At 60.8% G+C, this 12,039-nt stretch carries 12 protein-coding genes; 5 read left to right on the forward strand and 7 right to left on the reverse strand.

Annotated features, from left to right (window positions below; all coding sequences use genetic code 11):
• Positions 1–40: 40 nt before the first annotated feature.
• On the forward strand, positions 41–715 hold the full coding sequence (locus tag FAA97_RS08290; RefSeq protein ID WP_246041371.1) for an HAD family hydrolase: 675 nt from the start codon (positions 41–43) through the stop codon (positions 713–715).
• A gap of 83 nt (positions 716–798) precedes the next feature.
• On the opposite strand, the gene FAA97_RS08295 is transcribed toward FAA97_RS08290, so the two are convergent.
• Entirely contained in the window at positions 799–2,382 is a 1,584-nt protein-coding gene (locus tag FAA97_RS08295) for a peptide chain release factor 3 (RefSeq protein WP_136598062.1), read from the reverse strand.
• Positions 2,383–2,468: 86 nt separating this feature from the next.
• On the opposite strand from FAA97_RS08295, the gene dut reads away from it, so the two are divergent.
• Positions 2,469–2,945, forward strand: coding sequence for a dUTP diphosphatase (gene dut, locus FAA97_RS08300; RefSeq protein WP_136598063.1), 477 nt, complete (start codon positions 2,469–2,471; stop codon positions 2,943–2,945).
• A 10-nt stretch (positions 2,946–2,955) separates the two neighbouring features.
• Here the strand turns inward: dut and FAA97_RS08305 are convergent, their stop codons facing one another.
• On the reverse strand, positions 2,956–3,540 hold the full coding sequence (locus tag FAA97_RS08305; protein WP_425467415.1) for a LysE family translocator: 585 nt from the start codon (positions 3,538–3,540) through the stop codon (positions 2,956–2,958).
• A gap of 254 nt (positions 3,541–3,794) precedes the next feature.
• Between FAA97_RS08305 and FAA97_RS08310 the strand changes: the two genes are divergently transcribed.
• From FAA97_RS08310 to FAA97_RS08320, 3 genes are all read left to right on the forward strand, one after another.
• Positions 3,795–4,412 carry a LysE family translocator gene (locus FAA97_RS08310; protein WP_136598065.1) on the forward strand — a complete coding sequence of 206 codons (618 nt, stop codon included), beginning with the start codon at positions 3,795–3,797 and terminating at the stop codon, positions 4,410–4,412.
• 165 nt (positions 4,413–4,577) lie between these two features.
• On the forward strand, positions 4,578–5,546 hold the full coding sequence (gene cysK / locus FAA97_RS08315; RefSeq protein WP_136598066.1) for a cysteine synthase A: 969 nt from the start codon (positions 4,578–4,580) through the stop codon (positions 5,544–5,546).
• A 103-nt stretch (positions 5,547–5,649) separates the two neighbouring features.
• A complete protein-coding gene (locus FAA97_RS08320; protein ID WP_136598067.1) occupies positions 5,650–6,684 on the forward strand; it encodes a sensor histidine kinase in 1,035 nt (344 codons plus the stop codon).
• A gap of 41 nt (positions 6,685–6,725) precedes the next feature.
• On the opposite strand, the gene FAA97_RS08325 is transcribed toward FAA97_RS08320, so the two are convergent.
• The 5 genes from FAA97_RS08325 to ugpE all read right to left on the reverse strand — a co-directional run bounded on the left by FAA97_RS08325 (position 6,726) and on the right by ugpE (position 12,037).
• Entirely contained in the window at positions 6,726–8,255 is a 1,530-nt protein-coding gene (locus FAA97_RS08325; RefSeq protein ID WP_136598068.1) for a YifB family Mg chelatase-like AAA ATPase, read from the reverse strand.
• A gap of 176 nt (positions 8,256–8,431) precedes the next feature.
• Entirely contained in the window at positions 8,432–9,382 is a 951-nt protein-coding gene (gene gshB / locus FAA97_RS08330; RefSeq protein ID WP_136598069.1) for a glutathione synthase, read from the reverse strand.
• A gap of 95 nt (positions 9,383–9,477) precedes the next feature.
• Positions 9,478–9,969, reverse strand: a complete 492-nt coding sequence (locus FAA97_RS08335; protein WP_136598070.1) for a cupin domain-containing protein — start codon at positions 9,967–9,969, stop codon at positions 9,478–9,480.
• Positions 9,970–10,066: 97 nt separating this feature from the next.
• Positions 10,067–11,182 carry an ABC transporter ATP-binding protein gene (locus FAA97_RS08340; protein ID WP_136598071.1) on the reverse strand — a complete coding sequence of 372 codons (1,116 nt, stop codon included), beginning with the start codon at positions 11,180–11,182 and terminating at the stop codon, positions 10,067–10,069.
• 12 nt (positions 11,183–11,194) lie between these two features.
• Positions 11,195–12,037, reverse strand: a complete 843-nt coding sequence (ugpE, locus tag FAA97_RS08345; protein ID WP_136598072.1) for a sn-glycerol-3-phosphate ABC transporter permease UgpE — start codon at positions 12,035–12,037, stop codon at positions 11,195–11,197.
• Positions 12,038–12,039 lie beyond the last annotated feature (2 nt).

A 12,039-nucleotide genomic window follows, 5' to 3' on the forward strand; every position in this document is an offset into this window, starting at 1 on the left:
TCCGCCGGGTGACGAGCCCGCTGCAGCAAGGACGATAGATTTGACCTCTTCCCCCGATCGCCTGACCGACACGTATTACGATGGCTTCCTGTTCGACATGGACGGCACGCTTCTGAATTCCATCGCAGCAGCCGAACGCGTCTGGAGCCGCTGGGCCCTGCGTCATGGCCTCGACCTTGAGACCTTTCTTCCCAGCATGCACGGCAAACGCGGCGTCGACACGATCGCTGCTCTCAATCTGCCGGGGGTGGACGTGACTGCCGAGGCGCTCGAAGTGGAGCGCGGCGAGATCGAAGATCTTGAGGGCATCGTTCCGCTGCCCGGCGCCATCGCCTTCCTCAACGCCTTGCCGGCCGACCGCTGGGCCATTGTCACATCGGCGCCGGCGGCCCTTGCCCGCGCGCGCATCGGCGCAGCGGGTCTGCCGCAGCCGCAGACGATCGTGACTGCAGAAGATGTGAAGATCGGTAAGCCCGATCCTGCCGGCTATCGGCTGGGTGCCGAGAAACTGGGCTTCGATGCTACGCGCTGCCTCGTCTTCGAAGATGTTCTAGCGGGCGTGAAGGCGGGCGAAGCTGCGGGGGCGGACGTCGTGGTCGTGACGGGCACCCACCAGCATCCGCTGGAGACAGAGTATCCGTCGATTGCCGGATACGAGGATCTGACCGTGGATGTCTCGGGTGAGCTGGGTCTGCGGATTCGCCGTATTGCCTGACATGTCCGCCACGCAATCAAAAAGGACGGGAAGCGATCAACACGCTTCCCGCCCTTTGTATGTCTGTCATGACGGCAAGCAGATCATGCCGCCTTGGCGACGTGATACTCCTTGATCGCAACCATCTTGATTGCGGGATAGCGTTCGGACTCGTAACGCAGCGAAAACTGGTCCTGCGCCATGAACACCGGATCGCCGTCGAGATCGCGGCAGATATCGCCGCGACGCTGGGTCATGAACTTTTCCAGATCGTCCTTGTTCTCGGCCGAAATCCAGCGGCAAACGGAGAAGCGCGACATTTCGAACGAGACCGGCAGGCCATACTCGCCTTGAAGGCGCTCCTTCAAGACGTCGAGCTGCAGCGCACCGACCACCCCGACGATGGCCGGCGAGCCGTCTTCCGGCGAAAAGAGCTGCACGACACCCTCTTCCGCCATCTGTTGAAGCGCTTCCTTGAGCTTCTTGGCCTTCATCGCATCTTCGAGCCGTACGCGGCGCAGGATTTCCGGCGAAAAGTTCGGCACGCCCTGGAAGACGAGGTTTTCGCCCTCGGTCAGTGTGTCGCCAATGCGCAGTGTTCCGTGGTTCGGGATACCGACGACGTCGCCGGCAAAGGCGGTATCGGCCAGCTGGCGCTGCGAGGCGAAGAAGAACTGCGGCGCTGTGAGGCCCATCTGCTTGCCCGTGCGGGCAAGGCGGGCCTTCATGCCGCGTTCCAGCTTGCCCGAGCAAATGCGGGCAAAGGCGATGCGGTCACGGTGGTTCGGGTCCATGTTGGCCTGGATTTTGAAGACGAAGGCCGTCATCTTGTCTTCCGCGGCATGCACGGTGCGTGTGTCAGCCACCTGGTCGCGCGGCGGCGGTGCGAAATCGCCGAGCGCATTGATCAGGTCGCGCACCCCGAAGTTCCGAAGCGCAGAACCGAAGAAAACCGGCGTCATGTGGCCTTCGAGGAAGCTCTGACGATCGAAGGGACGGCAAGCATCGCGCGCAAGCTCCAGCTCTTCGATGAAGGCCTGGCGCTCATTCTCCGGCAGGTTTTCCGCAACGCTCTGCGGTCCGTTGACCTTCAGCGGCTCAACCTGGGCATCGCCACCCCGATAGGTGTTGTTGGCGAGATGATAAGAACCGCAGAAGGTCTTGGAGCGACCGACCGGCCAGGTGATCGGGGCCGTATCGAGCGCCAGCTTCTCTTCGACCTCATCGAGGATTTCAAACGGGTCGCGGCTTTCACGGTCCATCTTGTTGACGAAGGTGATGATTGGAATGTCGCGCATGCGGCAGACTTCGAAGAGCTTCAGCGTCCGCGGCTCGATACCCTTGGCGGCATCGATGACCATCACGGCGGCATCGACGGCGGTCAGCGTGCGATAGGTGTCGTCGGCGAAGTCCTCGTGACCGGGCGTATCGAGGATGTTGAAGACCTTGTCGTCATATTCGAAGGTCATCACCGAGGTCACGACCGAAATGCCGCGCTCGCGCTCGATCTTCATCCAGTCCGACCGTGTCTGGATGCGATCCTTCTTCGCCTTGACTTCGCCGGCGAGCTGGATGGCGCCGCCGAACAGCAGAAGCTTTTCTGTGAGCGTCGTCTTACCCGCATCCGGGTGCGCGATAATAGCAAAGGTGCGGCGGCGGGAGACCGCCTCGGCGAGCGTTTCGGCCATGGTCTGGAAATCCTTCTGGTCGGGCGGTTATCTAGCGTTTCAGCAGCCAATATGCAATTGAGCGCGGGCAACAAAGGAATCCACCCATGTCAGCCATCCGCTCCGACGTCATCGGCCCCGTGCTCAACCTCAAGCGCCTGCCGCATGGACAGGGACTGGACCTTCCAGCCTATGAAACGGCAGGCGCGGCCGGAATGGATCTGCGCGCGGCCTTGACCGAGGATGAACTGCTGACGCTCGCCCCCGGGACCCGGGCTCTGGTTCCGACAGGTTTCATCATGGAAATCCCGCTGGGCTTTGAAGCGCAGATCCGCCCGCGCTCCGGTCTTGCCTTCAAGAACGGCGTGACCTGCCTTAACACACCAGGCACGATCGACAGCGATTATCGCGGTGAAGTGAAGGTGCTGCTGATCAATCTCGGCGAAGAGGCCTTCGTCATCAGCCGCGGCATGCGCATTGCGCAGATGGTGATCGCTCCGGTCACGCAAGCGCGGATAACGGAGGTGTCGGAGACAAGCGAAACGTCAAGGGGTGCCGGCGGGTTCGGATCGACAGGCGTTTGAGGCGTTCGCCTCATCGGTGCGCTTCGGCCACCATCCGGACGGCAAGTGCGGCAAGCACCGTTCCCATTAGCCACCGCTGAACGACCATCCAGAATGGCCGCCCTGCGAGGAAAAGCGCAATCGACCCGGCAGAGAGAGCAATGAGCGCATTGACGGCGACGCTGACAACGATCTGGGTAAAGCCAAGCGCCAGGGACTGAAGAAAGACGTCGCCGCCGGACGGAACGATGAACTGCGGCAGCAAGGACAGGTAAAGCACCGCCACCTTCGGATTGAGGAGGCTGGTCGCGAACCCCATGAGGAAGAGCTTGGACCGGCTGTCCCTTGGCAGATCCCGCACCTGGAAAGCGGAGCGACCGCCGGGTTTCAGCGCCTGCCAGGCAAGAAAGCCCAGGTAGAGCGCGCCAGCGAACCTCAAGACGTCATAGGCAAAGGGCACCGCAAACAGCAGTACGGTAATGCCGAACGCGGTCAAGAGCACATAGACCACGAAGCCCAGCGCCACGCCGCCCAGCGAAATGAGCCCAGCCATTGGCCCCTGACAGATGGAACGCGACACGAGGTAAATCATGTTCGGACCCGGGGTCAGCACCATGCCCAGGCATATCAGGGCGAAGGGAAGAAGCGAGCTGAAGCTTGGCACTGGCAGATCTCCGATTGCGCTCTCTTGCCTAGCCAGCAAAAGCACCCTCGGCAAACGAGAACCTGTCACCACGACATGTTTGAGACACCGCCTAGACTTGCGATGAACGACATTTCCGGCCTGACGATATGCATCGGCATCTTGTGAGACGCAGGCTTCTCATCGGGCCTGCAAGACATTAAAAAGGCCGGATATGGAGGCGCCCCATGACACTGACAACCATTATCGCCTATTGCGGCGCCCTGTTCATTGCAGCGGCAATCCCGGGTCCGGGCATGACGGCCATCGTTGCGCGGGCATTGGGGTCCGGCTTCCGGCCAACATTCTTCATGGGGCTGGGGCTGATTTTGGGCGACCTTATCTATCTCACGGCGGTCATCCTGGGGCTTTCCGTGCTTGCCAAGACCTTCGTGACACCCTTCCTGATCCTCAAATTCCTGGGCGCCGCCTATCTCATCTATATCGCCTGGAAGCTCTGGACCGCCGGTCTGCTGCCGCAGGACATCCAGGCAGAGCGCGCGATGCGACCGTCGCTTTCTTTCCTTTCCGGCCTTTTCGTCACGCTCGGCAATCCAAAAACCATGCTGTTCTACGTGGCGTTGGTGCCCACGCTTATCCCGCTGGAGGCGATCGGGATTGCGGATTACCTTCTTTTGGTCGGCCTCACCTTCGTTGTCCTGATGGCCGTGCTGCTGCCGTATATCCTGCTTGCCGCCCAGGCGCGCGGCTTGCTCAAACGCCCGCAGGCATTGAAAGTTCTCAATCGCAGTGCCGCCGCGGTTCTCGCGGGGACCGCTGCCTATATCGCGACCCGTGCTGCCTGAAGGTTTGGTGATTTCGCGATTATGTTTCCGTGAGGGCAAATCATTGCGTCATTGCTGTTGATGCAGCAGCATTTTCCATCTCCTGACGGTAGCTTGATATGGCGATACTGGCGTCTGCCCGAAGCGCAGCTTAGACTGGGTTTGAAAATCAGTAGGGAGACTGTCATGGCAGATCAGAAGAAACCCGGTCGTGGACGCATCTATAACTCGATCACAGAGACAATCGGCGACACCCCGATCGTGCGGCTGGACAAACTCGCCAAGGAGAAGGGCGTCAAGGCGCATCTGCTCGCCAAGCTTGAATTCTTCAACCCCATCGCCTCAGTCAAGGACCGCATCGGCGTGGCAATGATCGAGAGCCTGGAAGCGCAGGGCAAGATCACCCCCGGCAAGACCGTTCTCATCGAGCCAACGTCAGGCAATACTGGCATTGCGCTGGCCTTCGCCGCAGCGGCCAAGGGCTATCGCCTGATCCTCACCATGCCAGAGACCATGTCGATCGAACGTCGCAAGATGCTCGCCCTGCTCGGCGCGGAACTGGTTTTGACCGAAGGTGCCAAGGGGATGAAGGGCGCGATCGCCAAGGCGCAGGAACTGGCAGAAACCACGCCAGATTCCATCATTCCGCAGCAGTTCGAAAACCCGGCCAACCCGGAAATCCATCGCAAGACGACGGCTGAGGAGATCTGGAACGACACCCATGGCGATGTCGACATTTTCGTTTCCGGCATCGGGACCGGTGGGACGATTACCGGCACCGGCCAGGTGCTGAAGGGCAAGAAGCCCGAAATCAAGGTCATCGCAGTAGAGCCTGCGGACAGCCCGGTCCTTTCCGGCGGCAATCCCGGCCCTCACAAGATTCAAGGCATCGGGGCGGGCTTCGCACCGGCGATTCTCGATACCGGCGTCTATGACGAGATCGTCACGGTTTCCAATGACGAAGCTTTCGAAACCGCGCGTCATGTGGCGAGGCTTGAAGGCGTCCCGGTCGGCATCTCTTCAGGCGCGGCACTTGCCGCGGCGATCAAGGTGGGCCAACGGGCCGAGAATGAAGGAAAGACGATCGTTGTGATCATCCCATCCTTTGCAGAGCGCTATCTATCGACAGCTCTCTTTGCAGGATTGGCTGACTAAAGCCAAGCGGCAGCCGGCCCCAAGATCCGGCTGCCGCTCCCTATCGCTTGCAGAATCGCTTTGCTATAAGCGGTAGGTTCACCGAAAGCTTCTCAACGTTCCCATGCGCTCCCTTATCGGCTCCCTTCCCGCTTTCGCGTCCATTCAGAACCGGCTCTCTCCGTTCGGCCATGTGGCTACCTATGTCGGAAGCCTGCTCGTTTTTGTGATCGCTTATGCAGTCCGCGCCTGGTTCGATCCCGTACTGCCACAGGGCTTCCCCTTTCTGACGTTTTTTCCAGCAGTGATCCTGTGTGGCTTCGCCTTCGGGACACGACAAGGCCTGCTCGTTGCAGCCTTGTCTGGCGTAACCGCCTGGTACTGTTTCATCAGCCCCGGTCGCTTCGACCTTTCCGCTGGCACGCTGCTGGCGATGGGTCTTTATATATTCGTTGTCACCACCGATCTTTTGCTCATTCACTTGGTCATTCGCGCCTACCGCACCGAAACGTCGGCGCGCCGTGAGATCGAACGACTGGCAGACCAGCAGGAGGTGATGGCCAAAGAGCTCGACCACCGCCTGAAGAACACGTTCGCCACAATCAATGCCATCATTAGCCTTTCTCTGAAGAATGCATCGAGTGCCCCGGAACTTGCGGATCGGCTGAGAGACCGACTGGGTGCGCTTGGCCGCTCGAACCTCCTGCTACGCGGGGCGGGTGATGGCGCCCGGGCGTCCCTTGAAGAAATTGCCGGACAGGCGCTGGAGCCATTCTCAATCGTCGGGACGCAAAGGCTTAACATGGAGGGGCCGAGGGTTCCGATCGATGGACAGACACTGGTGGTCCTCTCGCTCATCCTGCACGAGCTTGGTATGAATGCTGCGAAATATGGCGCCTTGAGTGTCGCGGGCGGCCACATCTCGCTGACATGGCGCGTGGCGACAACGGGGCCGGATAAACAGAAGCGCTTGGAAATTACCTGGCGTGAAACGGGAGGCCCCGCCCCCGCCGTAACAACACCCGCTTCCGGCGGCTTTGGCTCCATCCTCGTTCAAAGGGTCGTGACCAGCATTCAGGGTGAAGCGGAACTCTCCTTCCCGGAAACGGGTGCTCTTGCCACCTTGACGCTACCGCTCGCCGAGCAGCCCCTCTCCTGATAGCCCTCGGCGATCAACGAAGAACGGCCTGCAGACTGGCCTCAAGCTGCCGCCGCCAGCCGCTCAGATGCAATGCGATATGAGATTGCCTCGGCCAGATGGATGCGACCCAAGGTCTCGACGCCATCGAGATCTGCGAGCGTTCGCGCCACCTTCAGCACACGATGATAGCCTCGGGCGGAGAAGCGAAATTTCTCAGCCGCGTCGCGCAAAAGCTGAAGACCGCCCGCATCTGGTTCCGCCAACCTCTCAATAACCGCGGTGGAACAACGCGCATTCGTGGAGAAAGCAAGACCGAGGCGGGCAAAGCGCTCCTGCTGCCGCTCGCGAGCGAGAGCAACGCGGGCAGCCACCTTTGCACTTGGCTCAGCCGCTTGCGGCCGGATAAGGTCCGACGCAGAGACGGCGGGAACATCGATGCGGATATCGATGCGGTCCATCAATGGCCCCGAAATGCGCCCCTGATATTCGGTCTGGCACCGAATGCCGCGGGCACAGACATGGCCCGGTTCTCCGGCCATGCCGCACCGACAAGGGTTCATCGCGGCAATCAGCTGGAAATCTGCCGGATAGGACACGCGGTGATTGGCGCGTGCAATGATGCATTCCCCGGTTTCCAAAGGTTGCCGCAGAGCATCGAGCACGGGTGGCGAAAACTCGGGAAACTCATCGAGAAAGAGGATGCCGTGATGCGCCAGCGATGCCTCGCCCGGCCTTGCCTTCAACCCGCCACCGATCAGCGCGGCCATGGTTGCGGAATGATGCGGTGTGCGAAAGGGACGCCGATCGGAGAGCTTGCCGCCGGAGAGCTGGCCGGCGATTGAATGGATCATTGATACATCGAGCAATTCTGCCGGAGCAAGCGGCGGCAGAATGGACGGCAAACGCGCTGCCAGCATCGACTTTCCAGAGCCCGGTGGTCCAACCATCAGGAGATTGTGCCCTCCGGCTGCAGCGACTTCCAGTGCGCGTTTGGCGCTCTCCTGGCCCTTGATATCGGCAAGATCCGGCAAGGTTGACGACAGGGTTCTGACTGCGGGCTCGGGCCGGGACAAAACCTGCGTACCGCGAAAATGGTTCGCCAACGCGATGAGACTGCGGGGCGCAAGGATTGCGATGTCGGGTCCTGCCCAGGCGGATTCGGCACCGTTGTCGGCGGGGCAGATCAATCCCTTGTCGAGACCGTTTGCGCTGATGGCTGCGGGAAGCGCGCCGGCAACGGAGGCAATCGTGCCATCGAGATTGAGCTCGCCGATCACCAAATAGTCCGCCAGCGCATCCGCCGGGATGGCGCCGAGCGCCGCCATCAGGCCAAGCGCAATCGGCAGATCGAAATGCGACCCCTCTTTCGGCAGATCAGCCGGGGCGAGGTTGACCGTCACCTTTTTCGGCGGCAGTGCGAGCCCCGACGCGTGCAATGCGGCCTGGACACGTTCACGGCTTTCCGCGACCGCCTTATCCGGCAGGCCGACGATCTGGATGCCGGCCCTGCCCGGCGCGACCATGACTTGCACCTCGACCGAGACGCCTTCGATACCCTGGAATGCAACCGTACTGACACGCGCCACCATTGCCCGCCCTCGCCGATCTTCTGGCCCGGGGAACCACATTCATTGTGCTCGCACCGGTTGAGCAGAGTGTTTCACAGGCTGACAGGATTGGCAAGAACATTTGCGGAACAAATACACCCTATGATAATCATGTGGTTGCGCCAGGTTGCACGATGAAAACGAAGAGCGAACAGAATTCAGCCGCGGCGCTTCCGCTCAATGGCATCCCACAGCAAAGCCGCGATATCGGCACCGCCAAATTTCTTCACCTCGCGAATGCCGGTGGGTGACGTCACGTTGATCTCGGTCATGTAGTCGCCAATGACGTCAATGCCGACCAGCAGGAAGCCGCGCTCGCGCAGCGCCGGTCCAATGCGGGCGCAGATCTCGCGTTCGCGCGCGGTCAGTTCGGTCGGCTCGGGCCGGCCGCCGGCATGCATGTTGGAGCGGGCATCGTGTTCGGCCGGCACGCGGTTGATCGCGCCGACAGGCTCGCCATCCACCAAAATGATGCGCTTGTCACCCTTGCGCACCGCCGGCAGGTAGCCCTGGGCGATGAAGGGTTCGCGGAACATCTGGTTGAACATCTCCATCAGCGAGGAGAAGTTGCGATCATCGCGGGTGGAGTGGAAGACGCCGGCCCCGCCATTGCCATAGAGCGGCTTCAGGATGATATCGCCCTGCTCTTCGCGGAAACGGGCAATTTCGGCGGGATCCCTCGTGATCAGCGTCGGCGGCATCAGATCGGCGAATTCGGTGACGAAGATCTTCTCCGGCGAATTGCGCACCCAGGCCGGATCATTGACCACGAGCGTCTTCGGATGGATGCGCTCCAGCAGATGCGTCGCCGTGATGTAAGCCATGTCGAAGGGCGGGTCCTGGCGCAGCAGAACGACATCCATGGTCGATAGATCGACCCGCTCCGGCTCACCGAGGGTAAAATGATCCCCCTTGACGTCGCGCAGCTGCATGGGCTCGACGGTCGCATAGATCTTGCCGTCGCGCATCGACAGGCGATCCGGCGTATAGTGGAAGAGCTTGTAGCCGCGCGCCTCAGCCTCCAGGCTCATGGCGAAGGTGCTGTCGCCCGCAATGTTGATCGTCGATACGTGGTCCATCTGAACCGCGACGTTCCTGATCTCAGCCATGTCGTCATCCCCGTTGAAAGCACGGCAGATTTAGGCCCTGGCCAGACCGAAGGCAACGGCGCGGCTCGTGAATTTTGCTGAAGGGAGGTTTGGTCTCAGAGGGCCTTGCTCGCTCCGCCGCGCATGGCATTGCGCAGCCGGTAGAGGCTGGCAAGCGGCCCCGGAAACGGCTTTCGCAGGAAGGCAACCTTGCGGACATAGTCATCGACACGCCAGGTGGACCAGGTGCCGGCACGGAAGTAGGCGATGTCACCGGCGCGCAGCAGACGCTGGTTGCCGTCCTCATCGGTCACGGCGACCTCGCCCTCCTGGATGACGACCGTTTCGTCCCAGCCGAAAAACCAGCGAAACTCACCCGCCGTGCAGTCCCAGACCGCGGTAGAACTCGCCTCGTCACCGCTTGTCGAGTGCTCGCCAATCCGGGCCAGCGGCGTGCCGCGAATGATCCAGTCCGGATTGATGGGGGCAGCGCGGAACGCCAGGTTGTTGCCATTGGCAGCGATCATGGCGGGTTTGACGTCTGCCTGCCGCCTGGGCTGCGCCAAGAACACAGCAGCCATTCCGGCCACAAGAAGTTTAAGCGGCATTTCTCTCTCCGACCTTAAAGTCCTCGGAGAATAGCGCGAAGCCGCTAAGGGGCCGTTTGACCGTTCAATAGGATTTTAGCGAAATTGGCGGGTTGCATCATGCAATAGCCAGTTGCCCATCAACCGAAGCCCGCCCCTCAGCCATGGTTCGTTCATCGAGTTCCGACATACGGCGGCCATTCTCTTTCGCAAAGAAATGCAGCCGCGACGTTGCGATGGACAGGAACAGGCGACCTTCAACCTGGGCAGTGGACGACACCACCGCCGTCAGCCTCCGATCGCCCAGCAGTCCATGCACCAATCTCTGCGAGCCTAGCTCTTCAACGTAGTCAATCTCAAGCTCAAACATGGCGTCGCCAGGCTGAGCGACGACAAGATCCTCAGCCCGGATGCCGACGTGGACTGGCCCCTGCGGATAGCGTGCTTCGAGCGGCAAGACCGAATCTGCAATGACGAGACGATCGCCGATGATTTCGCCATCGATCAGGTTCATAGCCGGCGAGCCGATGAAACTTGCGACAAAGGTGGAGGCCGGGCGGTTGTAGACCTCAAGCGGAGTGCCGATCTGCTCGATGCGACCGCCGTTCAGCACCACCAGGCGATCGGCGAGCGTCATGGCTTCCAGCTGATCATGGGTCACGTACAGCGCCGTCGTCTTCAGCCGCTTCTGCAGCTTGCGGATCTCGCCGCGCATGGTCACACGCAGCTTGGCGTCGAGGTTCGACAGCGGCTCATCGAAGAGGAAGACAGCCGGCTTGCGGACAATGGCGCGGCCCATGGCGACGCGCTGCCGCTGGCCGCCGGACAGAGCCCGCGGCTTGCGGTCGAGATATTTCTCGATCTCCAGCATCTTGGCGGCTTCGGCCACCCGGGCGGCGATCTCCGCCTTCGGCGTACCGCGGTTTTTCAAACCATACGCCAGATTGTCGTAGACCGTCATATGCGGGTAGAGCGCGTAATTCTGGAACACCATCGCGATGTCACGGTCCGCCGGCTCTACCTCGTTGACCACGCGGTCGCCGATCGAGATCGTACCTTGCGAGATCTCCTCCAACCCTGCGACCATGCGCAGGAGCGTTGACTTGCCGCAGCCCGACGGGCCGACGAGGACGATGAACTCACCGTCTTCGATCTGGATATCGACTGTATCGACGGCCTTGGCGCCGCCCTTGTCGTAGATCTTGGAGACTTCGTTGATGTCGATGGACGCCATGGCCGGCTCCTCTTACTTGTCGGTTTCGGTGAGGCCTTTGATGAACCAACTCTGGAACACCACCACCACGATGACGGGGGGCAGGAGTGCGAGCACGGCCATGGCAAAGGCTTCGTTGTAATCGGGGATCTGCGATCCTACCCAGACCTGCAGGATCTGCTTGATGCCGCGCATCAGCGTGTAGAAGCCCTCGTCGGTGGTCATCAGCATGGGCCAGAGATACTGGTTCCAGCCATAAACGAACATGATGATGAAGACGGCGGCAATCATGGTGCGCGACAGCGGCAACAGGATATCCTTGAAGAACTTGAAGGGGCCGGCGCCGTCGATGCGGGCAGCTTCAAGCAGTTCGTCCGGCACCGACTTGAAGAACTGTCGGAAGAAGAAGGTGCCGGTGGCGGAGGCGAGTAGTGGCAGGATCAGGCCTTGATAGCTATTGAGCAGCGAGAGGTCGCTCATCACCTTGTAGGTCGGCATGATGCGCACTTCGAGCGGAAGGAGCAGCGTGGTGAAGATCAGCCAGAAGGCGAGCGTTGCAAAGCGGAAGCGGAAGTAGACGATGGCGTAGGCAGCCAGCATCGAGAGCACGATCTTGCCGATGGCAAAGCCTAAGCCCAGGATCAGCGAGTTCATTGCCATGGTCAGGCCCGTGACCTGCCCGGTGAAGCCGCCGGACTTGAATAGGACCTCATTGTAAGTCTCGGTGAAATCGTCGCCGACCGACAGCATCAGACCGTTTGAGTGGATCTCAGCAGCCGAATGCGTCGACGTCGTGAAGGCGACGACCAGCGGTCCCAGCATGAAGATCACGCCCGCGATCAGGATCAGATGGTCGAAGAATTTGGTGCGGTACATGG

The organism is Peteryoungia ipomoeae (genome assembly GCF_004912165.1).
GTDB classification, from domain to species: domain Bacteria; phylum Pseudomonadota; class Alphaproteobacteria; order Rhizobiales; family Rhizobiaceae; genus Allorhizobium; species Allorhizobium ipomoeae.